At 61.1% G+C, this 23,451-nt stretch carries 19 protein-coding genes and 1 pseudogene; 10 read left to right on the top strand and 10 right to left on the bottom strand.

Annotated elements, in window-relative coordinates; translation table 11 throughout:
* Positions 1–26: 26 nt before the first annotated feature.
* On the top strand, positions 27–1,670 hold the full coding sequence (locus A0257_06090; protein AMR26719.1) for a hypothetical protein: 1,644 nt from the start codon (positions 27–29) through the stop codon (positions 1,668–1,670).
* A 165-nt stretch (positions 1,671–1,835) separates the two neighbouring features.
* Here the strand turns inward: A0257_06090 and A0257_06085 are convergent, their stop codons facing one another.
* The 7 genes from A0257_06085 to A0257_06055 form a co-directional block, all read right to left on the bottom strand.
* Positions 1,836–2,744, bottom strand: a complete 909-nt coding sequence (locus A0257_06085) for a hypothetical protein (protein ID AMR26718.1) — start codon at positions 2,742–2,744, stop codon at positions 1,836–1,838.
* A 244-nt stretch (positions 2,745–2,988) separates the two neighbouring features.
* Positions 2,989–3,900: a hypothetical protein gene (locus A0257_06080; protein ID AMR26717.1), complete on the bottom strand. Its 912-nt coding sequence runs from the start codon at positions 3,898–3,900 to the stop codon at positions 2,989–2,991.
* A gap of 145 nt (positions 3,901–4,045) precedes the next feature.
* Positions 4,046–5,443: a hypothetical protein gene (locus A0257_06075; protein AMR26716.1), complete on the bottom strand. Its 1,398-nt coding sequence runs from the start codon at positions 5,441–5,443 to the stop codon at positions 4,046–4,048.
* 68 nt (positions 5,444–5,511) lie between these two features.
* The gene (locus tag A0257_06070; protein ID AMR26715.1) at positions 5,512–6,153 is read right to left on the bottom strand and encodes a hypothetical protein; all 642 of its coding nucleotides are present in this window, start codon (positions 6,151–6,153) and stop codon (positions 5,512–5,514) included.
* A gap of 157 nt (positions 6,154–6,310) precedes the next feature.
* On the bottom strand, positions 6,311–6,901 hold the full coding sequence (locus A0257_06065) for a zeta toxin (GenBank protein ID AMR26714.1): 591 nt from the start codon (positions 6,899–6,901) through the stop codon (positions 6,311–6,313).
* Positions 6,902–6,913: 12 nt separating this feature from the next.
* Entirely contained in the window at positions 6,914–7,255 is a 342-nt protein-coding gene (locus A0257_06060) for a PemK family transcriptional regulator (protein ID AMR26713.1), read from the bottom strand.
* On the bottom strand, positions 7,242–7,451 hold the full coding sequence (locus tag A0257_06055) for a hypothetical protein (GenBank protein ID AMR26712.1): 210 nt from the start codon (positions 7,449–7,451) through the stop codon (positions 7,242–7,244). The genes A0257_06060 and A0257_06055 overlap by 14 nt, the downstream gene beginning before the upstream one ends.
* 104 nt (positions 7,452–7,555) lie before the next feature.
* On the opposite strand from A0257_06055, the pseudogene A0257_06050 reads away from it, so the two are divergent.
* Positions 7,556–8,698, top strand: a pseudogene (locus A0257_06050) (hypothetical protein).
* Between the two features lie 81 nt (positions 8,699–8,779).
* Here A0257_06050 and A0257_06045 read toward each other — a convergent pair.
* Positions 8,780–9,244, bottom strand: a complete 465-nt coding sequence (locus A0257_06045) for a hypothetical protein (protein ID AMR26711.1) — start codon at positions 9,242–9,244, stop codon at positions 8,780–8,782.
* Positions 9,245–9,421: 177 nt separating this feature from the next.
* Here A0257_06045 and A0257_06040 point away from each other — a divergent pair, with 177 nt between their 5' ends.
* The 3 genes from A0257_06040 to A0257_06030 all read left to right on the top strand — a co-directional run bounded on the left by A0257_06040 (position 9,422) and on the right by A0257_06030 (position 12,317).
* Positions 9,422–11,665, top strand: coding sequence for an ATP-dependent DNA helicase RecQ (locus A0257_06040; GenBank protein AMR26710.1), 2,244 nt, complete (start codon positions 9,422–9,424; stop codon positions 11,663–11,665).
* A gap of 87 nt (positions 11,666–11,752) precedes the next feature.
* Positions 11,753–11,995, top strand: a complete 243-nt coding sequence (locus A0257_06035) for a hypothetical protein (protein AMR26709.1) — start codon at positions 11,753–11,755, stop codon at positions 11,993–11,995.
* Positions 11,985–12,317, top strand: a complete 333-nt coding sequence (locus tag A0257_06030) for a hypothetical protein (GenBank protein ID AMR26708.1) — start codon at positions 11,985–11,987, stop codon at positions 12,315–12,317. Before A0257_06035 ends, A0257_06030 begins: the two co-directional genes overlap by 11 nt.
* A gap of 61 nt (positions 12,318–12,378) precedes the next feature.
* Here the strand turns inward: A0257_06030 and A0257_06025 are convergent, their stop codons facing one another.
* The gene (locus tag A0257_06025) at positions 12,379–15,321 is read right to left on the bottom strand and encodes a leucine--tRNA ligase (protein AMR26707.1); all 2,943 of its coding nucleotides are present in this window, start codon (positions 15,319–15,321) and stop codon (positions 12,379–12,381) included.
* A 562-nt stretch (positions 15,322–15,883) separates the two neighbouring features.
* On the opposite strand from A0257_06025, the gene A0257_06020 reads away from it, so the two are divergent.
* The 5 genes from A0257_06020 to A0257_06000 all read left to right on the top strand — a co-directional run bounded on the left by A0257_06020 (position 15,884) and on the right by A0257_06000 (position 22,602).
* Complete coding sequence (locus A0257_06020; protein AMR26706.1) at positions 15,884–17,947, top strand: DNA primase; 2,064 nt, start codon at positions 15,884–15,886, stop codon at positions 17,945–17,947.
* Between the two features lie 114 nt (positions 17,948–18,061).
* Positions 18,062–18,958 (top strand): hypothetical protein, encoded by an 897-nt coding sequence (locus tag A0257_06015; protein AMR26705.1) that lies wholly within the window; start codon positions 18,062–18,064, stop codon positions 18,956–18,958.
* Between the two features lie 113 nt (positions 18,959–19,071).
* Positions 19,072–20,112, top strand: coding sequence for a hydroxyacid dehydrogenase (locus tag A0257_06010; GenBank protein AMR26704.1), 1,041 nt, complete (start codon positions 19,072–19,074; stop codon positions 20,110–20,112).
* A 150-nt stretch (positions 20,113–20,262) separates the two neighbouring features.
* On the top strand, positions 20,263–21,288 hold the full coding sequence (locus tag A0257_06005) for a hypothetical protein (protein ID AMR26703.1): 1,026 nt from the start codon (positions 20,263–20,265) through the stop codon (positions 21,286–21,288).
* Between the two features lie 93 nt (positions 21,289–21,381).
* Complete coding sequence (locus A0257_06000; GenBank protein ID AMR26702.1) at positions 21,382–22,602, top strand: hypothetical protein; 1,221 nt, start codon at positions 21,382–21,384, stop codon at positions 22,600–22,602.
* A 93-nt stretch (positions 22,603–22,695) separates the two neighbouring features.
* On the opposite strand, the gene A0257_05995 is transcribed toward A0257_06000, so the two are convergent.
* Positions 22,696–23,427 (bottom strand): hypothetical protein, encoded by a 732-nt coding sequence (locus A0257_05995; GenBank protein AMR26701.1) that lies wholly within the window; start codon positions 23,425–23,427, stop codon positions 22,696–22,698.
* Positions 23,428–23,451 lie beyond the last annotated feature (24 nt).

Raw genomic sequence — 23,451 nt, 5'->3', positions numbered from 1 at the left:
GGCTTCCCACCCGCCGTCCTACCCCCATGAAAAACTTCGTATTCGGCGCTGGCCTGCTGCTGGCCGGTTTCGCCGCCGGGGCCCAGCCCACGCCGCGCCAGCTCTATCCCGGCCTGTTCGAAGCCATCCAAACGCAGCGCGTGTATGCCGACGGCAAGACCTTCGTGGATGCCCTGCCCACGGCACCGCCCACCGAGATTGTCGCCGCCTACGAGCGCCTGCGCACCCAGCCGGGCTTCGACCTGAAAGCCTTCGCGGGCCAGTATTTTGTGCCGCCCGCCGCCGTGGGCGGCAATTATCACAGCAATATTAAAGCCGGCATCCGGGCGCACCTCGACACGCTGTGGACGGTTTTGAGCCGGCCGGCGCAGGGTAGCGCGCAGCCCTATTCGTCGCTGCTGCCGCTGCCGCGGCCCTACGTGGTGCCGGGCGGGCGCTTCCGCGAGATGTATTACTGGGATTCGTATTTCACGATGCTGGGCCTGCGCGAAGCCGGCCGCACGGCAATGGTGCGCGATATGGTGGCCGATTTTGCCTCGCTCGTTGACCGCTATGGGCACATTCCGAACGGCACGCGCACCTACTACCTCACCCGCTCGCAGCCGCCGTTTTTTGCCCTCATGGTGCAGCTGCTGGCGCAGGCCGAAGGGGGTAGCAGCCAAGCGTATATGCAGTTTCGGCCCCAGCTTTTGAAAGAATATGCCTACTGGACCGCCAACGGCGCGCGTCCCGCGCCCGGCACCGCTGAGCGCCTGGCCGTGCGGATGCCCGGCGGCGAGCTGCTGAGCCGCTACTGGGACGACAGCGACCAGCCCCGCGAGGAGTCGTACCGCGAGGATGTGGAAGCCGCCAAAACCAGCGCCCAGCCGCTCGCCGAGTTTTACCGCAACGTGCGCGCCGCCGCCGCGTCGGGTTGGGATTTCAGCACCCGCTGGTTTGCGCCCGGCCAGGGCCTGGGTACCATCCGTACTACCCGCCTCGTGCCGGTGGACCTCAACTGCCTGCTGCTGAGCCTAGAGCAAACCCTGGACCGGGCCGCGCGCCAGGCCGGCGATTCGGCCGAAGCGCCCCGGTTCCGGCAGTTGGCGCGGGGCCGCGCCGCCGCCATCCGCCGCTACTGCTGGGATGATAAGGCCGGTTTTTATTCGGATTATGACCTCGACGCCCGGCGGCCTACCCCCGCCCGCTCGCTGGCGGCCGTGTTTCCGCTGGCCTTTGGCGTGGCTACGCCCGTGCAGGCGGTGCTGGTGGCCGGGCACCTGCGGCGCGAATTTCTGCGACCTGGCGGGCTGCTCACTACCCCCCTCGCCAGCGGCCAGCAGTGGGATGCCCCCAACGCCTGGGCCCCGCTCGAATACCTGGCCATTCTGGGCCTGAACCGCTACCAGCAAACGGCCCTGGCCGATACCGTAGTCCACCGCTGGGTGCGCGTGAACGTGCGCGGCTTTCAGCAAACCGGCAAGCTCCTGGAAAAATACAACGTGGAAGCCACCGGCCCCGCCGCCGGCGGGGGCGGTGAATACCCGCTGCAAGACGGCTTCGGCTGGACCAATGGCGTGCTGCTGACGTTGTTGGATGCTGCCCGCACCGATAAGTATATTGGGGACCGGCCGGAGCAGCCGGTGCCGGTGCTTCGGCCTAAGAGCAAGGGGGTTAAGCTGGTGCGGTAGCCTTTATTCTTATTCTTGAATTAGAAGTGATGAAAAAAGGCGGTCATGCTGAGCTTGTCGAAGCATCTCTACTGCGTAAGTAAACTCAATGTCAGGAGTTAGTTACGCGGTAGAGATGCTTCGACAAGCTCAGCATGACCGCCTTTTTTTGTCCTTTAACCTCTTTTAACCAGCCTTCTCACTCGCTTTTTGGAAAGCGGGCGCGAACACGGTACGGGCAAATTCTTCGAGGGTAGTGGGCGTGGCGCGCTCCGGCAGGCGCTCGTCGGGTAGGGCCGTACCGTTGTTCTGGCGCTGAATCATGTCGTCGAAGAGGTCGGCCATGCTCGCGCTCATACCGGCTTTCAGCAGGCCGGCGCGGGACTCATCGTAGCTGAGCTGCTGGTAGGGCAGCTCCGGCTGGCCGATGGCCTGGCCCAGAATGGTCGTGGCCTCCTGCATGGAGTAGTTGCGCGGGCCGAGCAGGTAGTGCGCCGCGTGGTTCTCGAACGTGGCCGCGCCGAGCAGCTCAGCGGCTTTGGCGGCAATGTCCTTGGTCGCCACCATCGGGATGCTAATATCTGGATTCATGGGCGAGGCCACGGCTCCCCGCATCTGAATCGGGCGCACGTTGTTGAGCAGATTCTCCATGAAGTACGCCGGGCGCAGGTGGGCCACCGTGAGGCCGACGATGCCGTTGAGGCGCTTTTCCTGCGCCAGAAACAGGGGGCCGTTGTTGGCGGGCTGGTCGGCGCGGGCACTGCTCAGGTTCACTACCCGGCGCAGGCCGGCGGCCTGCACGGCCTGGGCCAGGGTTTCGTTCACCTTCGCGTGGTGGGCCAGCACGTCGGCGGCTTTCACGTCGGGCGGGGCCATGAGGAAAGCAGCCTCGGCCCCGCGCAGGATTTGGGTAAGAAAATCGAGGTTGGTGAAGTCGCCGGGGGCGATTTCGGCCCCGGCCTGTTGTAGCGCGTCGAGGCGCGGGCTAGGGTTGGCCACGGCCACCACGCGGTGCCCCTGGCTGAGTAGGGCATGGACAATCTTGGTCCCGATGTGGCCCGTGGCCCCGGTAATAACTAGCTGCTGCTGAGACATAAGTAGAATTTTTTAAGGGTTAGTTGTTGGCTGGCGGCGCTCTATCCATCGTTCAACGAGCGCCTCACCCCCTGACCCCCTCTCCGAAAAAGGAGAGGGGACACCGGCCTTGCGTGAACGTAATCGCTCGGCTCCCCCTCTCCTTTTCGGAGAGGGGGCCGGGGGGTGAGGCGCTCGTTGAACGATGGATAGAGCGCCGCCAGCCAACAACCCTACAAAGGTCCGGCCCTACCCCCTTCTACCCTTAGGACGCAGCCGCGTTTGGCTGGTACATTTCGCGGGTGGCCGCCCGGTAGGCCAGCGGCGCGAGGCCGGCGTCGCGCCGGAAAAAGCGCCCGAAGTACGACGGGTCTTCAAAACCCAGCGCGAAGCCGATTTCGGCCGCGCTCAGCTGGGTGTGAAACAGGTAGCGCTTGGCTTCCAGCGCCAGCCGGGCGCGGATGTGGGCCAGGGCCGGCTGCCCGCTCAGCTGGCGCACCCGCTCGTTAAGGTAGCCGGGGCTCAGGTGCAGCAGCTCAGCGTATTGCGCCACCTGGTGGTGGGTGGCGTAGTGAGTTTCGACCAGGGCCGCAAACTCGGCGAGCAGGCCCGGCTCGGGCGTGGGCGGGCCGGTGGGCGGCAGCGGGGGTAGGCGACTGAGGTAGATGAGCAGCGCCCGCAGGTCGGCGCGCAGCATATCGAGGTGCCAGGGGCGCTGCTGCGCGTACTCGGCCAGCATGTGGGCCAGCAGGGGTTCCAGAAAGGCGAGGTCGGCGGCGGCCAGCGGCCGGGCGAAGCCGGGGGCACCGGGCACCAGCAGGGGTAGGGGCGCGAAGCCGGCCGGGTGGTCGAGGCCCAAGAATTCGGTCGTGAAACCCAGCGCGGTGCCGGCCACGGGGGTTTCGGTTTCCAGCAGCCGCACCTGGTGCGGGGCCGTGAGGTAGAGGGTATTCGCCCGCAGGTCGTGGGGCTGCATATCCACCCAGTGCCGGCCGCCGTCGCGCCGCAGCAGCACCAGGAAGTAGAAATTTTTGCGGTGCGGGGTCAGAAATTCCGCCCGCGGCACCGGCCCGGCCGCATCGGTTGGTACGATGTAAAAATCTCCGTGGCCCGCCGCGTTGCACTGCGCCAGGGAATAAGTAGGAATGACGGGGGCGCTGGGCCAGGTGGCGGGCATAGGGGGGTAGGCTTTTGCTGGCGAAGCAGTAGAGGTAATTAAAAATTAAAAATGATAAATTAAAAATTGGGTTGTCAAATTTTTAATTTTTAATTTATCATTTTTAATTAATTTATAGAGTGGAGCGGAATAATCCCTACCCCCCTCACCGCACCCGATACCCGCGCAGCGCGTAAAAAAGCAAATACGCATAGCATAGTGCCGGCACCAAAAAAGCCCCCCTCAGCCCGCCGCCGCTGGTCGAAATCAACCCCATGAGCGGCGGAATAATGGCCCCACCCACAATCGCCATTATCAAAAACGACGAGCCCTGCTTGGTAAATGGCCCCAGCCCGGTGATGGCCAGCGGGAAGATGACGGGCCACATAATGGAGTTCATCAGCCCGCATAACACGATGAGCCACAGCGCCGTTTCGCCCTGGCTGAGCACCGACGCGCTCACTAGCGCCGCGCCCGCCGCGCACACTCCCACCAGCAAGGCTCGGTTATTAAACCGCAGCAGCAGCGGGATGCCCAGCAGCCGCCCCGTCAGCGAGCCAAACCAGTACGACGATACCAGCACCGCGCCCACCGCCTTGGTGAAGCCCGCTTGAGTATCAATCGGGGCCGGGCTTTGGCCGAATAATTCGCCCGCGAAGTTGGTCGCCACGTTCAGCCCCCGCACCAGGCTCTGGGTGAAGGGCGACAGCGCCCGGATGCCCTGGCTCTCGCCGTAGCGAATGAGGAACGAGCCGAGGCCCACCTCCACGCCCACGTACACGAAAATGGCCCCGATGCCCAGCACTAGGTGCCGGTAGCTCAGGGCCGACGTGCGGCCCGCCGCCACGGGCTGCGCCACCAGCGCTTCTTCCTGGGGTAGGGCGTCAATATCGGGCAGCCGCAGCATAAAAAATACGCCCGCCAGCACCGCCAGAAAGGCCGCCAGGCCCAGGTAAGGCGCTTTCACGAGCTGCGCCTCCCGCGTGAGGCGCTCGGCCAGGGGTAGGACCGCCAGCTGCGCCTTCAGCGCCACCGAGCCGCCAAACAGCAGCAGCCCGCCCACCAGCGGCGACACCGCCCCGCCAAAATTATTGGCGACCCCCACGATGCTGACCCGCGCCGCCGCCCGCCGCGCCGGCCCCAGCACGCTCACGTAGGGATTGGCCGCCACTTGCAGCAGCGTGATGCCCGCCCCCAGCACCGCCAGCGCCGCCAGAAACAGCGGAAACTGGCGCGTATTGGCGGCCGGCACGAACAGCAGCGCCCCGCCCGCCATCACGAGCAGCCCCGTCACGATGCCGCGCTGGTAGCCCAGCTTCTCCAGCACCTTACCCGCCGGCAGCGACATCAGAAAATACGCCCCAAAAAACGCCGACTGCACCGCCGACGACTGCAAATCAGTCAGTTGGCACACGTCCTTGAGGTAGGGCATGAGCACGTCGTTGAAATTGGTGACGGCCCCGAATAGCAAAAACAGCAGGGTCATCAGCCCCATCGGCCCGGCGTAGGAGCGGGTGCTAGTAGCTTGCGCAGCGGGGGTAGGGGTAATAATAGGAGTAGCCATACGGGGCGGAAGGTACAAAAAAGCCGGCCTTGGGGGGCCGGCTGGGAGAGGATTACTATCAAGATTGTCTAGGTGCCCATCTCTACCTCATCCCAACTATTGGTTTTGTTGCAAGCCCACTCTAAAGATTTGCGCCGTTGATATATCAGACCTTCGTCTAATTTGGCTTGCCTCCCATTAAGCCTTTCGTCCACGCAATACCAATGGAGCCGGTAGTAGTAGTCAAGTGTTTTGTAGACTCCAATTACGGGACGAGTAACTGATAAAATCTCCAGCTTTTTGTTGTTCTCACCATTTTTCAAATTAGGTAGAAGGGACGCCATATTATCTCCCACATACTCTTCTGGACTAAGAGTATCAATCATTTCAGTCAACCACATAAAGCCCCATAAGGCCTCCAAATACCAATTGAGTGAGTTAACTTCTAACGCGGTCAGTTTAGCGTTGCTCTTTTTGAGTATTTCCTTCTCAGTATTTGATAAATGGTTTCCTAAGTTATTGGTCTCTACCCATTTTTTAATAATAGGAATAGGTGCTCCAAATGCAATATTTAATAGCGCGTTCATAACGGACATGCGACCTTTTATTTCACTAATTGTTCTTAGCTCTGATACTTCTAGAATCGGTAGCCAATCATTAACACGGTAGCCCTTCTGTTTAATTAGCGCTTCGTTATCTGCTTTAATCTGTATTTTTTGCTCAGTTGTCATTATATTTCAATTACTAAAATTTCGTGATTATTTCTACGGTTTTAGCCGTACAATCTTCCCATCTCGCGCCACTACGACCACGCTATTTTTCTGCCGCTTAAATTCCAGCATTCGCTCGTAAGCGATTTTTAAGCCAGCTGCAATCTTCTCTTGGCGCTCAAGCTGCTTTTCCAGATTCATAGCATTCTATTAATTGATTGTATAGATTTTCGTTGAGTACATGAAAGCCGTCAACCAGCTTGCGGGCTACTAAAATCGGCTCACCGCTTGAATTATCATAGAGTGACGCCTCATCCACCAGCGGCAAGTAATTCGTAAAAAGTCGTTCAATTCCCTGCCAATACCGGCGGTCAATTACCTCAGGCGCAATATAATGCCCACCTTCCAGCACCCGCGTTTTCACCCGTTCCTGGGCCAGCGCCGGGCTGTTCAGCCAAAAGTACAGCAAAATCACGGTGTAGCCTTGCTGCTGCGCGGCGCGGATTTTTTGCTGATAAATCTTGGTGGCCAGGGTGGTTTCGAGCGCGAAGGTTTCGCCCCGGCGCAGCAGTTCCTCTACGCGGTGCAGCATGATGCGGCCCGCCTCAAAAGCTACTTTTCCCGGTTGAAATGGGGATAAGCCGCGGGCTATCTCATCGGCGTTGACAAATTCTTTACAATCCAGCATTTCGGGTAGAATGGTGAATGAGGCCGTGGTTTTACCCGCCCCGTTGCAGCCCGCGATGATGTAGAGGTTTTTTTCGGGCATGGCCGAGCAATGCTATTCAATGGTGAGAACCAAGGCCAACGCTCGGCGAATCTTGTCCAGCGTATCAGCATCAACCTGTCCGATTTTTTTCACGCAGCGTTCCTCGGCCACGGACCGCAGCTGAAAGCAGTCGGCGGCGGATTCTTTAGTTAGCTTATTCTGCTTGTCGGGCACGAGCTTGACCATCCACGGCGCGATGGCGTACCGGTCTTTCCAATCGGTGAGGGGCACGATAATCTTCAAAGGAAGCTTGCCGAGCGTGTTATCGTTGACGATGATGGCGGGCCGGGTCTTTTTGATTTCAGCGCCCACGGTTGGGTCCAGCGAAACCAGCCAAATCTCACTTTGCCTCATAAAAAGACTCGGTGTCGAGTTGGGTAAAGGCAGTCAGCTCCGGGTCGGATTTGTAATCTTCGTACAAACTGTCAACGGCGGCCTTGAGGCGCTTTTCCTTGTCGGTGCGGATGGATTTTAATGTTCGCTCAATGACGAAGAGCTGGTCGCTCAGCGGGAGCCGTTCAAGCTCACGCAGAATGCTGGTAGGAGTCATGGCTTAAAATTACGCAGGAGACGGGGCAAGATAACCGCAGCTTTTGCTTTGGGCAGGATGAGCGGGGGTAGGCGGGTACTGCCGTTCGTCCCGACCTTTGCCGGATGCACCTTACCGCCACCACCCAGTTTGGCCTCGAAGAAATACTGGCCGAAGAGCTGAGCCAGCTCGGCGCCACCATCGACTACGTGGGCAGCCGCGCCGTGGAGTTTAGCGGCGACAAAAAGCTGCTCTACAATGCCATCCTCTGGAGCCGCACCGCCATGCGCCTGCTGCGCCCCTTCGCCGATTTCTACGCCCGCGACGAGCGCGCCCTCTACGACGAGGTTTTTCAGATTGACTGGAGCCGCTTTATCCAGCCCGGCCAGACATTTGCCATCACGGCCGTCGTCAATAAGTCGAGTTTCGAGCACTCCTTGTATGTGGCCCAGCTCACCAAAGACGCCATCGTGGACCAGTTCCGCGAGCGCACCGGCGAGCGCCCCAGTGTGGACACCCGCAACCCCGACATCCGCCTGCACCTGCGCATGCTCGAAAACGACGTGATTCTGAGCCTCGACGCGGCCGGCGACTCGCTGCACCGCCGCGGCTACCGCCGGGGCACCAACGAGGCCCCGCTGAATGAGGTGCTGGCCGCTGGCCTGATTCTGCTCAGCGGCTGGGACGGCAAATCCCCGCTCATCGACCCCATGTGCGGCTCGGCCACCATCCTTACCGAGGCCGGGCTCATTGCCCAGCGCATCGCGCCGGGCCTGTTTCACCAGGGCAAATTTGGTTTCGAAAACTGGCCCGATTTCGACGCCCAGCTCTGGGCCGACCTGCACGCCGCCGCCGAGGCCCAGCGCATCGAAGAGCCCCAGGCTTACCTGTCCGGCTCCGACCTCGACCCGAAAGTTATCCGCGATGCCGCCGCCAACGTCGAAGCCGCCGGCCTCGACGAGTGCATCCGCCTGGCGGTGCGCGACGTGCGCGACGCCTACCCCCCCCCGGACCAGCCACCCGGCCTCGTCATCACGAACCCGCCCTACGGCGAGCGCATAGGCGAGGAGGCCCAGATGGACGCCCTCTACAAAACCATCGGCGACGCGCTCAAGACGAATTTTCAGGGCTACGATGCGTTTATTTTTACGGGTAACCTAGAGGCAGCCAAGTCGATTGGGTTGAAGGTGTCGCGGCGCATTCCGCTCTTTAATGGGCCGATTGACTGCCGACTGCTGAAGTACGAGCTGTATCGGGGGTCGCGGCGCAGCTTGCCCCCAGGCGACTTACCTCACCCCCCGGCCCCCTCTCCCGTGGAGAGGGGGAGCCACGGCGGCGTTAGCGAATAGTCAAAAAGACTTCGCTTTTTGCGTAGCAAAAAGCCAGTGAGTAAATGCTAACGCCGCCGTGGCTCCCCCTCTCCACGGGAGAGGGGGCCGGGGGGTGAGGTGAACCAGTCGGGGGCATGCTGCCCTCATCTGCCCTTTGCTAATGTAATTTGCATCATGCAAAAGCCTGCCAATCCCCTTAGCCCTGGTGAAGTCACTGCCCATGTCTTCACTACTGAGGCAAAACCCTGGCGTAAAAACCTGAAGGAATACGCCCGCCACAATCGTCAGCATGCTACCCCGGCCGAAGCTATTTTGTGGCAAGCGCTCCGCGGCTCGCAGCTTAACGTTCGGTTTCGTCGCCAGCACGCCATCGGGACATACATCGTTGACTTTATTTGCATCCAAGCCCTTCTGACCGTTGAGCTGGACGGCGAAGTACACGCCGAAGCCGGCCAGGCTGAGTACGACCAGGGTCGCACCCATATCTTAACGGAATTAGGCTACCGCGAACTGCGTTTTACGAACCACCAAGTGCTCCACCACCTGCCACAGGTGCTGGCTACTATCCAAAAACACTTAACTCCTCCCAACCTCCCCATGTTACAATCGTCAGGCTCCCCCTCTCCACGGGAGAGGGGGCTGGGGGGTGAGGTTACTACTATGCCCGAACTCGCCCCTGCTCCTGCTCTCACCGCCGCCCACCAGGCCCTCAAGCGCTACTACGGCTACGATAATTTCCGGCCCATGCAGGGCGACATCATCCAGCATATTCTGGGGGGTAGGGATACCGTCGTGCTCATGCCCACCGGCGGCGGCAAGTCGGTCTGCTTCCAGATTCCAGCCGTGGTGAGCGAGGGCGTGTGCGTGGTGGTGTCGCCGCTCATCGCCCTCATGAAAGACCAGGTGGAAGCGCTGAAAGCCAACGGCATCGTGGCGGCCTACCTCAACAGCAGCGTGGGCCAGAGCGAGGCCAACGACATTGCCCGCGCCGCCGTGAGCGGCCACCTCAAGCTGCTCTACGTGAGCCCCGAAAAGCTGCTGAGCGAGGGCTTTTTGCAGTTTCTGACGCGGGTCAATATCAGCATTTTTGCCATTGATGAGGCGCACTGTATTTCGAGCTGGGGCCACGATTTTCGGCCCGAATACACGCAGCTCGGCGCGCTGCGCACGCACTTTCCGAGCGTGCCCATCATCGCGCTCACGGCCACGGCCGACCGCCTCACGCAGCGCGACATTCGCACCCAGCTCAACCTGCACGAGCCCAAAGTATTTCTGTCGAGCTTCGACCGGCCCAATATCAACCTCGTGGTGCGCCCCGGCCAGGACCGCATCGGCCAGATACTCGACTACATTCAGCGCCACCCCACCGAGGCGGGCATTATCTATTGCCTCTCGCGCAAGAGCTGCGAAACAATTGCGCAAAAGCTTCAGCAGAAGGGTATTAAGGCCGGCTACTATCACGCCGGCATGAGCCCCAACCAGCGCGCCGAAGCCCAGGAAAAATTCCTGCAGGACGATATGCAGGTCATTGTGGCCACCATCGCTTTCGGCATGGGCATCGACAAGAGCAACGTGCGCTGGGTGATGCACTATAATTTGCCCAAAAATATCGAGGGCTACTACCAGGAAATCGGCCGCGCCGGGCGCGACGGTTCGCCGGCCACGGCCCTGCTGTTTTACAGCTTCGCCGACGTCATGTCCATGCGCGATATGGTAACCCGCGACGTGCCCGCCCGCCAGGCCCAGCTCAACACCGCCAAGCTGGAGCGGATGCAGCAGTTTGCCGAAGCCGCCAGCTGCCGCCGCCGCATTTTGCTGCATTATTTTTCCGAAGACCTGGGCCACGACTGCGGCAACTGCGACATCTGCCGCAACCCGCCCACCACCTTCGACGGCACGCTATTGGCCCAAAAGGCGCTCTCGGCCAGCACCCGCGCCCAGCAGCGGGTCGCCATTAATTTGCTCATTGATATTCTGCGCGGCATGCGCAACCAGGCCGTGCTGCAGGGCGGTTACGACCAGCTCAAAACCTACGGCGCGGGCCAGGATTTGCCTTACCTCGACTGGCACAGCTACGTGCATCAGATGCTCAACGACGGCCTCTTTTACATTGCCTACGAGGAAGGCTACGCCCTCAAAATCACCGAGCGCGGCCAGCAGGTATTGAAGGGCCAGCTGCCCGTGTCGCTCAAGAAATTCCAGGTAGCCGAAAAGGCCGAGAAGCAAACCCGCGCCACTAAAAAAGCCGCCGCCGATGCCGCTGCGGCCGGCGCCGGCACGCCCGAAGCCCGGCTCTTCGAGCGCCTGCGCCAGCTGCGCAAGCAGATTGCCGACGAGCAGGGCGTGCCGCCTTACGTGGTCTTCACCGACACGACCCTCCAGGAAATGGCCCGCGAACAGCCCACCAGCCGCGTGGCCATGCTCTCGGTGTCGGGGGTAGGGATGAAGAAATTCGAAACCTATGGCGAGGCATTTATGGAGGCCATTATCCAGCACGGCCCGCCGCGCCCGGTGCCCACCGAAGACGAGGCTGGTGACTTGCCCGGCATTCCGCCTTTCACCGATGACTACGCGCCTAAAAAGGATAAATCGGTTCCCGCCAAGGGCGCGACCGAAGAAGCCACCGTGGAGCTGCACCGCCAGGGCCTGAATCTGGCGCAGATAGCCCAGCAGCGCGGCTTGGCCCTGAGCACCGTGCAAGGCCACCTGGAGCGGGCCTACGCCAAGGGCCTCGACTTGCGCTTGCACGAGTTTCTGAGCGATTCTGACCTGGCCGCCATTGCCGCCGCCCGTGCCCAGCTTGGCCCCGGCGCGGGCCTGCGCGATTTATTCGACCACCTGCGCGAGAAATACGACTATTTTCAGTTGCGGCTGGCGGGCATCCGGGCGCAGCGCGGGCGGTAGCAGGTGCCACCCGCGCTGAATTCAGTGGCCAAAACTCCGCCGGCCAGCGTAGTTATTGCGAGTGCCCTACCCCCTAACTTTGAAGCTATGGACCTGATTGTAACCGTGCCCGACGACGAAGTAGAATTTGTGAAGCAAGTGCTAAGCAAAATGAATTTTCCAGTTAAGGCGAGCAAGCCTCGTAGTGCGGAGGTGGCTATGCCGCTCGCTCTTACTGCGGCTCAGCAGCAATTAGCGGCTGAGCTAACGCACTCGCTCCAGCAAGTGGAGTTGCATCAGCAAGGCAAAATTCAGTTGCGCTCGGCTTACGATTTGCTTGATGAAGTATAACATAGTTTTCACCGATGACTTTAATCGGCAATTCAAGGAGTTAAAAAAGAAATATGCTTCGGCTCGTAACGACCTGGCCGTGTTGCTGGCTGAATTGCAGCAACATCCGCAAAGTGGCGAATCCCTGGGCAGAAGCTGTTATAAAGTCAGAGTAAAAATTAAGTCGAAAAATGCTGGCAAACGTGATGGAGCACGCGCAATTACTTGCGTGAAACTGGTTGGCGAGGTAATTTATTTGCTGGCTATTTATGATAAATCAGACCAGGCTACCTTATCAGACAAAGAAATTGACGCGATTTTAAGTAGCGCCGGAATTAACTAAAAAAGCCCCGCTGAATTTAATTTCAGCGGGGCTTTTTCGTGCCCGATTAATTCCGAATTAATTACACCACCACGTTTACCATGCGTCCCGGCACGACTACCACTTTCTTGGCCGATTTCCCTTCGCCAAAGCGGCTTAGGAAATCCGATTCCAGCACGGCGGCTTCGATTTCGGCGGGGGTAGCGGTAGCGGCAAACTGGCGCTGGTCGCGCACCTTGCCGTTGAGGGCCACGGGGTAGGTGACGTTGGCTTCCAGCAGGTATTCCTCGTGGAAGGGGGGGTAGGCGGCCTGGCTGATGCTGCCCGACTCGTGGCCCAGCTCCTCCCACAGCTCCTCGGCGAGGTGGGGGGCAAACGGGGATAGCAGCAGCACCAGCGGCTCCAGAATGGCCCTTTTGCGGGTGCTGAGGGCCGTTAGCTCGTTCACGGCAATCATGAAGGTGCTCACGCTGGTGTTGAAGCTGAACTTCTCCACGTCCTGCGCCACCTTCTGGATGACTTTGTGCAGGGCCTTCAATTCCGGGGGACTCGGGGCCTCGTCGGTCACGGCCAGCGGGCCGTCTTCGGGGTGGAAGAGCCGCCAGAACTTCTTGAGGAAGCTGGCCACGCCGCTGATGCCGTTGGTATTCCAGGGCTTGAACTGCTCCAGTGGCCCGAGAAACATTTCGTAGAGGCGCAGCGCATCCGCGCCGTATTTGTCAATTAAATCGTCGGGATTGATGACGTTCAGTTTGGACTTGGACATTTTTTCGACTTCGGAACCGCAGATATAACGGCCGTCGTCTTCTAGAATAAATTCTGCATTGGCGTAATCCGGCCGCCATTTCTTGAAAGCTTCGGTATCTAATACGTCATTGTTGACGATGCTCACATCAACAGGCAAAGGAGTGAAATAAGCATAGTTTTCACCATGATTAGCTGGGCGAACCCGTCCTCCATTTTTATTGCCTATTTTTTTAAGTGCCAAATCAAAATGTTTAATAATGGAATCGCCTTTCGAGTGAGATTTAGATAGGTCGTCTACAATGTTTTTGGAAACGAAAACCGGTGGAAATGGACCAAATGAATTTGTATTAGTAATTCCTCCCGTGTCAGCATTCAGCCGATACACAAAATTCGACCGGCCCAAAATCATCCCTTGATTTATCAGTTTCTGGAACGGCTCGCCGTGCGTCACCAGCCCCAAATCCTTCAAAAAGAGATACCAGAAGCGCGAGTACAATAAGTGTCCGGTGGCGTGTTCGGCCCCGCCCATGTAGAGGTCCACCTGGCCCCAGTATTTTTCGGCCGCCTCCGATACGAAGCGGTCAGCGTTGTGCGGGTCCATGTAGCGCAGGTAGTACCAGCTGGAGCCGGCCCAGCCGGGCATGGTGCTCAGCTCGAAGGGGTACTGGCCCTTGTAGAGCCAGTTTTGGGCGCGGCCCAGGGGCGGCTCGCCGGTTTCGGTGGGCCGGTACTCGTCAATTTCGGGCAGCACCAGCGGCAGGTCGGCTTCGGCCACGCCGTAGGCGGTGCCGTCCTTGTAGTAAATCGGAATCGGCTCGCCCCAGTAGCGCTGCCGGCCGAAAATGGCATCGCGCAGGCGGAAATTGACTTTGCCTTTACCCAGCCCCTTTTCTTCCAGAAAGGCAATTAGCTTTGCGGTGGCCTCTTTATAGCCGAGGCCGTTGATGATGCCGGAGTTAATGTAGCGGCCCTCCTTGGTGGGGTCGGCCTGCTGGTCGAGGTCCGTTTGCGCATCTGAGATGGCCGGAATGGGCAGGTCGAAGTGCTGGGCAAACAGGTAGTCGCGCTGGTCGCCGCTGGGCACGGCCATCACGGCCCCGGTGCCGTAGCCGGCCAGCACGTAGTCGGCCAGCCAGATGGGCACCGGCTCGTCGTTGACCGGGTTCAGCCCGTACGCGCCCGTAAACACGCCCGATACGTGCTTCACGTCGGCCAGGCGGTCGCGCTCCGAGCGGCGCTTGGTGGCGGCGATGTACTCGTCCACTGCCGCGCGTTGGGCGGGGGTAGTGAGCTGGTCAACCAGTTCGTGCTCCGGGGCCAGCACCAGGAACGTAGTCCCGTAGATGGTGTCCACGCGGGTGGTATAGACCTTAATAGCAGTGCCTTGGTGGTGCTGCACGGGGAAGGTGACTTCGGCCCCGATGCTCTTGCCAATCCAGTTGCGCTGCATCTCCTTCACGGCATCGGGCCAGTCGAGGGTGTCGAGGCCGGCCAGCAGGCGGTCGGCGTAGGCGGTGATGCGCAGGTTCCACTGCGGCATGAGGCGGCGCTCCACGGGGTAGCCGCCGCGCTCCGAAAGGCCGTCCTTCACCTCATCGTTGCTGAGCACCGTGCCCAGGGCGGGGCACCAGTTCACGTAGGTATCCTGCTGGTAGGCAAGGCGGTAGGGCAGAACGGCGGCCAGCTTCTGCCGCTCGGTGTAGCCCTGCCACTGCCCGGCCGTGAAGTCGTGGCGGTCGGCCTCGTCGCCGGCGGCGCGGATGCCGGCGCTACCCCCTTCGGCAAACTTGGCCTGCAAGGTGCGGATGGACTCGGCGCAGTTGGTGTCGAGGTTGTACCAGCTATTGAACAGCTTCAGAAAAATCCACTGCGTCCACTTGTAATAGTCGGGGTCGGAGGTGCGGATTTCGCGTTCCCAGTCGTAGCTAAAACCCAGTTGCTGGAGCTGCCGGATGTAGGTTTCGATGTTCTTATCCGTGGTCAGGGCCGGGTGCTGGCCGGTCTGGATGGCATACTGCTCGGCGGGCAGGCCAAACGAGTCAAACCCCATCGGGTGCAGCACGTTATGGCCGCGCAAGCGCTGGTAGCGCGCCACGATGTCGGAGGCGATGTAGCCCAGCGGGTGCCCCACGTGCAGCCCCGCCCCGGAGGGGTAGGGAAACATATCGAGCACGTAGTATTTGGGCTTCGTAGAATTGTTGTCGGCGCGGAAAGTCTGGTGTTGCTGCCAGTGGTCTTGCCACTTTTTTTCGAGGTCTTGCGGGCGGTAAGCGGGCATTTTGTTGGCTGGTTGAATCAAGTAAAGGTAAGCAGACGGGTAGCGTGGACTCTGCGAGTCCGCGCGTCTGCGCATAGGAGCGTTATTCAACCCATTGTTCAACGGCGCGCCGTGCGGACTCGCAAAGTCCGCGCTACTTTTACCGCACTGCTAGGGTAGTCTCCCGCCAACCACGGTGCCTTTTATCAGCCACGGCTGAAAAAGGTGAAGCCCGTGGTCGGCAAACCACGGGCTTCGAAGTGGGTGATTTCTTTCTCCCCCATTAGACCCACACGTCATGGAGAAAAAACCAAACAGCGGCGGTGATTACGTAGTAATCACCGTCAGGCTCCCGGTAAAGCTGCTTGCGCGGCTTAGCCGGTGGTTGCTAGTAGCGGGCAGCATGTATTTGCTACTGCGTCACTAACCAACAGCCGGCGGGGAGGGTTCGCGCCCTTCCCGCTTGGGGCTGATACTAGGTTCAGCCGCCGGGAGTTACGCAAAGATGCAACATTTTTACCGAAAATAATCGGCGGGGATGGGGGCGTGAGCAAGCGTAAATTTGAGCTTCTAAGCTGAACCCGTGGCCCGCATCCCCAAAGAAACCGTTGACCAGATTATCCACTCCGCCGACATTCTGGAGGTGGTGGGCGACTACGTGCAGCTCAAGCGCCAGGGCCAGAACTACTGGGCTTGCTGCCCGTTTCACAACGAAAAATCGCCTTCGTTCTCGGTAAACCCGAGCAAGGGCCTCTACAAATGCTTCGGCTGCGGCAAGGCGGGCGGCGTCATCCAGTTCGTGATGGACGTGGAGGGTAGCAGCTACCCCGAGGCCCTGCGCGCATTGGCCAAAAAGTACGGGGTAGCGGTACCCGAGGAAGAGGAGCGCACCCCCGAAGAGCAGCTGGCCCAGAACGAGCGCGACTCGCAGTACATCGTATCCAACTGGGCCAAAGACCATTACCACCGCCTGCTCCAGAATACGGAGGAAGGTATGGGGGTAGGCTACGCGTACCTCAAGGAGCGCGGGCTGAACCTGACGACCATCCAGACGTTCGAGCTGGGCTACTCGCTCGACCAGTGGGACGACCTGCTGAAAGCAGCCTCGGCCGCCGGCTACCAGCAGAAATACCTCGAAAAAACCGGCCTCGTCATTCAGCGCCAGGACGACCAGGGCCACGACACCGGCCGGCGCTACGACCGCTTCCGGGGCCGCGTGATGTTCCCGATTCACAATGTATCGGGCCGGGTGGTGGGCTTCGGAGCGCGCACGCTGAAGCGCGACGACAAGATGGCGAAGTACCTCAACTCGCCCGAGTCGGAGATTTACCATAAGTCGGACGTGCTCTACGGGCTGTTTCAGGCCCGGCAACCCATTCGCAACCAGGAGCTTTGCTACTTGGTGGAGGGCTACCTCGACGTGCTGAGCCTGCACCAGGGCGGCATCAAAAACGTGGTGGCCTCGTCGGGCACCTCGCTCACCGAGGGCCAGATTCGCCTCATCAAGCGGTATTCCGACAACGTGACGGTGCTGTATGACGGCGACGCGGCGGGCATCAAGGCCAGTTTGCGCGGCATCGATTTGCTGCTAGAAGGCGGTCTGAACGTGCGCGTGGTGCTTTTTCCCGACGGCGACGACCCCGACAGCTACATCCGCAAGGTGGGCGACCAGCGCTTTGCCGACTACATCGAAAACCAGAGCCAGGACTTTATCGCCTTCAAAACCACGCTGGTAGCCCGCGACGCGGCCGCCGACCCGGTGAAGAAAGCCGAGGCCATTCGCGAAGTGCTGCAAAGCGTGGCCAAAGTGCCCGATGGCCTCAAGCGCCAGGTGTTTTTGCAGCAGACGGCCAGCGTGTTCGGCTTTGAGGAGCAGGTGATTATCACCGAATACAACAAGCTGCTCAGGACCAGCCCGCCCGGCAAGGCCCGGCCCGACGAGGGGGGTAGGGCGGCCAGCCCGCGCCCGGCGGCGGCCCCTACCCCCACCGCGCCCGGCGCGCTCCTCACGCCGGAGGAGGAGATTGAGATGGCCATGTACGGCTCCATCCACGGCTCGGAGGCGGAAAAAGCCCAGCTGGCCGGCCCCACCGCGGGCACTGAGGAGCTGGCCGCGCCCCTCGACGTGCTGCAACAATGCGAGCAGGCCGTGCTGCGCCTGCTGGTGCTGTATGGCCCCCACGAGGTGCAGCCCGAAATCACGGTGGCGCATTATCTACTGAGCCAGCTCGACGGCACGCCGCTGCGCACGCCCCTCTACGCGCAGCTGTGGGCCGAGTGCCGCGCGCAGTTTTTGCAGGGCCAATTGCCCGACCTGCGCCTGCTGGCCCACCACGAAGATGCCGCCATTCGCAGCCTGCTGGCCGACTTTGCCACCGAGCGCTACGACCTCAGCCCCAACTGGCGCATCAAGGATATTTACGTGCCCACCGAGCTGAACCTCATTCAATTAGCCTGCGACAATGCCATTCTGCGCCTCAATAAGTGCCACGTGCAGCGCGAGCGCCAGCAGTGTCTGGCCCAGCTTAATGATGCCCGCCTGGACGAGAACGAGAAGCTAAATTCGTTGCTGCGCTACAACGAGCTCACCAAGCTCGACAACCAGCTGGCCCAGATGCTGGGCACCGTGGTGGCCCGCAACGCGTAGCCAATGCTAGCTTATACTTTGTCAGAACTTACGCGGTTAGGTAGTACGCTACTAACAAATACTTGACCGTCTAACGGCGTAAGCCCTATTTCTCTTATGCAGCCACGTGAGTCTTTGCCGGAGTTTCAACACGCGCATTTGCAGGCGTATGCCCTAGAAGAGCCGCGGTCGTTTACGGTCTTTCCCATTGAGCAAACCGACCCGCCGCCGCGCCTGCCCTACGGCCGCCGCGATTTCTACCAAATCTGCCTCTACACCGGCGGCACTACCGAGCTGCGCTACGCCGGGCACACGCTGCGGGTAGAAAGCCCGGCCCTGCTGCTTTGCAATCCCCTGGCCCCGTATTCCTGCGACCAGCTCACGCCCCTGAGCGGCTTCTGTTGTCTGTTTACGGCCGAGTTTCTGGCCGGGCCGGGCTACGCGGCCCCGTGGCAGGAAACGCCGCTGTTTCAGCTTGGGGCCAACCCGGCGTACCTGCTCACCAACGAGCAGCGGACGTTTCTTACCCACCTGTTTCGGCAGATGCTGGCGGAAGTGGACTCCACCTACCCTTACAAGCTCGACCTGCTGCGCACTTTCGTGCAATTGCTGCTGCACGAGGCCCTGCGGATGCAGCCTGCCTTACCCCAGCCGGCCGGCTCCCCGGCGGCCAGGCGGCTGGCCACGGAGTTCTTGCAGTTGCTGGAGCAGCAGTTTCCGGTGGAGTCGCCCGCCCGCCCGCTGGCACTGCACACCGCCGAAGCATTCGCGGCGCACCTCGGCGTGCACGTCAACTACCTGAGCCGGGTGCTGCGCGAAACCACCGGCAAGCCTACCAGCGCCCACCTGGCGGCCCGCATCACGCAGGAGGCCAAGATGTTGCTGCGCCACGCCAGCTGGCCCATCGCCGACGTGGCCGAAGCCCTGGGCTTTGCCGGCCCTACCTACTTCAACCACTTCTTTCGCAAGCACGCCGGCACGTCGCCGGCCGCGTTTCGCCAGCGGGCTACCCCGCTCTGCTCTCCAGGCTAAGGGTGGTTTGAATTGTGCAACTACCGGTTTGGTATGCGCTTGGCCGGCGACGGGTCGAAAGAGGACCTTTGTGGCGTTCAACTTGCCTTCACCCTCTTTTCTGATACCTGCTTATGTTACCTGCCAAAGGTTACGCCGCGCCAGCCGCGAAAACTCCGCTAGGACCCTGGAACTTCGAGCGCCGCGACCTGGGGCCGCACGACGTGCAGCTGCAAATTCTGTACTGCGGCGTGTGCCACACCGACTGGCACCTGCTCAACAATGAATGGGGGCCGGGCCAGTTTCCGATGGTGCCCGGCCACGAAATGGTGGGCCGGATAGTGGCCGTGGGGGCCGAAGCCCGCAAGCTTAAAGTAGGCGACCTGGCCGGGGTAGGCGTCATGGTGGACTCGTGCCGGCACTGCGCCGACTGCCGCGACGGCCAGGAGCAGTTTTGCCAGGTGAGCCCGGTGCAGACCTACAACAGCGTGGGCCATGACGGCTTGCCCACGTACGGCGGCTACAGCAACCACAACGTGATGCACGAAGATTTCGCGCACCGCATTTCCGAAAAGCTCGACCTGGCGGCGGTAGCCCCGCTGCTGTGCGCGGGCATCACTACCTACTCGCCCCTACGCCGCTGGCGGGTGGGGCCGGGCCACCGGCTAGCCATAGTGGGCCTGGGGGGCCTGGGCCACATGGGGGTGAAATTCGGCGTAGCGTTTGGAGCCGACGTAACGGTGCTCAGCACCTCGGAAGACAAGCGCGAAGACGCGAAAGTGCTGGGTGCCCACCACTTCGTGGTCACGAAAAACCCGGCCGAGGTGGCGACCGTCACGGGCGCGTTTGATTTTATTCTGGACACGGTTTCGGCCAGCCACGACGTCAACCTGTACCTGCCGCTGCTGCGCACCAACGGCACCTACATCAACGTCGGCCTGCCGCTTGAGCCGTTGCAGGTGTCATCGTTCGCGCTGGCCAACGGCAATAAAACGGTAACTGGTTCGGGGGCCGGGGGCCTGCCCGAAACGCAGGAAATGCTGGACTTCTGCGCTGAGCACAACATCGTGTCCGACATTGAGTTGATTGCCATTCAGGATATTCACCCGGCCTTCGAGCGGATGCTAAAAGGTGAGGTACGCTACCGCTTTGTCATTGATATGGCGACACTTTAGGCCGCAGGCGTGGCCCCGGCCCGGCCTGCGCGGCTGGGCCGGGGCCGGCTAGCTGCCACTTCGCGCCCTGGGTAGGGGCGCTGACCGGCCCGCCGGGTTGAGCACGGCTCAGCCCGGCGGGCTTTCGGTTTTTAGTGGCAATTTTGGCGGATGCTTAAACAACTAAACCTTTCCCGCCTCTGGCTGGCGCTGGGGCTGCTGGTCTTCAGCTTTTCGGTGGGGGTAGGGGGCTTCATGCTGCTGGAGAATTACTCCTTCATCGACGCCTTCTACATGACGGTGATAACCGCCTCCACGGTGGGCTTCGGCGAGGTCCACCCGCTTTCGGATGGGGGCCGCATCTTTGTCGCCTTCTACATTTTGTTCAACCTGCTGGTGGTGGCCTACCTCGTGTCGGTGCTCACGACCTATATTTTTGACGGCGAGCTGCGCCACCTTTTTCGCATGATTCGCACCGACCAGGAAATCAAGAGTTTCCGTAACCACGTCATTGTCTGCGGCTTCGGGCGCAATGGCTATAAGGCCTACGACGAGCTGCGCCACAGCGGCACCCGCGCCGTGGTGGTGGAGCAAAACCAGTCGCTGCTAGCCGCCGCCAACGAGCGTCTGGCCCGCGACCAGCAGATTCCGGCCGTATTTGGCGACGCTACTCTCGACGCAACCCTGCGCCAGGCCGGCATCGAGCACGCCCGCGCCATCATCACGGCCCTGCCCAAAGATGCTGATAACGTGTTCGTGGCCCTCTCGGCCCGCGAGCTGAACCCGCACATCACCATTATTGCCCGCGCCAGCCTCCGCAGCAGCGTCAGCAAGCTGATGTCGGCCGGGGCCAATTCAGTGGTGCTGCCCGATGAAATCGGCGGCTCGCACATGGCCAACCTCGTCATCCGGCCCGAAGTCATTCGGTTTCTGGATATGATTTCGGGCCTTGACCCCAATAAGCTGCGCCTCGAAGAGCTGTCGTTTGGCGAAATGCGGCCCAGCCTGCGCGGCCAAAGCATCCGGGAGCTCGATGTGCGCTCGCGCACCGGGGCCACGGTCATTGCCCTGCGCCGCGGCCAGGGCGGCGAGCTGGAAGTGAGCCCCGCCGCCGACTACCGCCCCGAGGCCGGCGACGTGCTGCTGGTGCTCGGCAACGAGGAGCAGATTCAGGCCGTGCATCAACAATACAAGTAAAGGAGCCCCTGACTTTTACAAGGTCCTGATTCCTGGTTGACATTCGAACCGGGAGCCAGGAACTTATAAAAGTCAGGAACCAGGAACCCACTAATGCACATCCTTCAAGTAAGCCCGCGCGTTCCCTACCCCCTGCACGATGGCGGCGCGATTGGCATTTACAACATCACGGCGGGGCTGCTGCGGGCGGGGCACCGCGTCACGATGCTGGCCATCAATACGCCCAAGCACCACCAGCCGGCCGACGTGCTCGACCACCTGGGCCCAAATTTCCGGCTCGTAACGGTGGACGTGGACACCACCGCCAAGCCGCTGAAGGCGCTGTGGAATCTGCTTTTCTCACGTCAGCCATACAACATCGCGCGGTTTATTAATTCGGAAGTTACTGGTGCGTTGGTGCCATTAATTCAGGCCGAAAACTTTGACGTAATCCAGTACGAAGGCACCTACGTAGCCTGGTACCATGAGTGGCTGGATTCGGAAGAATTGACGCCTGAGAAAACCGTGAGCGTGCTGCGGGCGCATAATATCGAGTACGTCATCTGGGAGCGGCTGGCGCAGGGCGAGAAAAATCTGGCCCGGCGTCGCTACCTAAGCCACCTGGCTAACAGGCTGCGCCGCTTTGAGAAAAAATACCTGTGGTGCTTTGACGGGGTAGCGGCCATTACCCAGGAAGACATCGTGCGCCTTAAAGAGTTGGGCTGCCCCGAGCCCATTGCCCTGGTGCCAGCCGCCGTCGAAATGGCCTCTTTCCAGCCCGACCCCGGCGGGCAGCCCCAGCCGCGCACCGTGTTCATGATTGGCTCCCTGAACTGGCTGCCCAACCTCGAAGGCCTCGAATGGCTGCTGCGCGAGGTGTGGCCCGCTCTGCACGCCGAGCTGCCCGAGCTGGAGCTGCACGTGGCCGGCCTGCGCCCGCCCGCCCACCTGCTGGCCCCGCGCCAGGATAACGTGTTTATCCACGGCTTCGTGGAGTCGGCGGCCGCCTTCATGCGGCAGTACGACCTGATGCTGGTGCCGCTGCTGAGCGGCGGCGGCATGCGCGTCAAAATCATCGAGGGCATGGCCCTGGGCAAGTGCATCCTGAGCACCGGCATCGGCGCCGAAGGCATCGAAGTAGTGGACGGCCGGGATATCGTGGTGCGCGATGAAGTGGCCGCCTGGCAGGCCGCTCTGCGCGACTACTACCACGGCCGCCTGCCGGTGGCCGCCATCGGGGCCGCCGCCGCCGCCACGGCCGCCAGCGTTTACGCCAACGCCCGCGTCACCGAGCGCTTCGAGGCGCTATACGCGCGGCTCGGGGCCGGGCAGTAGCGTGGACTTTCCAGTTCGTGCGCGAGCGCCAGCGAGCAGCGCCGCTCGGTCCCGCCTGCTCGCTGCGCTCGCGCACGAACTGGAAAGTTCGCGCTACTGGGCGGGGTAGGCGATGAAGTAGTAGTTAAGCTTCTGCTCAAACTGCCGCACCAGCTCGGCGCGGCTGAGCGGCGGCTGGCCCGCCAGCCAGCGCACCATCGTGGAGATGCGCAGGTCAATGGCCGGGCCGCACAGCAGGTCATATATCTGCTCGGGGCGGGTGCCGTAGTGGTCCGAGCCGCCGATGCCGTGCTCGAAAATGATGACCGGCCGGCTGGCCGCCAGCAGCGCCTGCGCGCCTTGCAGCACTTGCAGCTCGCCGCCCTCCACGTCGATTTTCATAAGGTCGATGCGCGTGCCGGGGGGTAGCACGTCGTCGAGCCGCGCCCGCCGCACCAGGATGAGCGTATCCTGCTCGTTGGGCCGGTCGTAGCTGCGCTTCACGAAGCCGCTGTAGGCCGGGTTGCTCACCACGTAGTTGAACGACACCTCGCCGGGGGCCGCGCCCAGCCCCAACTGGTAGAAATGGCAGTTGGGCCGGTTGGCAAAGTCGATGGTCAGCTGCTGATACAGAACCGGAATGGGCTCGAAGCCAGCGTGCTCGCCCTGGGGCGCGTAGCGTAGCATCTGTTCCAGCACCTCGCCCTTGTGGCAACCCACGTCCACGCAGTTAGACTGCGGCCCCAGCACCCGCCGCAGCACCTGCCGCGTCTGGTGGTCGTAGCGCTGGTTTTGGGTGAAAGCGAAGGGTAAGCTCTTAACTATTTTCTTGAGAAACTCTTTCATTACAAATACCTCGGAGGGGCAGTC

The organism is Hymenobacter psoromatis, from assembly GCA_001596155.1.
Lineage (GTDB): Bacteria > Bacteroidota > Bacteroidia > Cytophagales > Hymenobacteraceae > Hymenobacter.
Note: the sequence above shows the minus strand (reverse complement) of the source record. Positions and strands in the feature narration are given on the sequence as shown.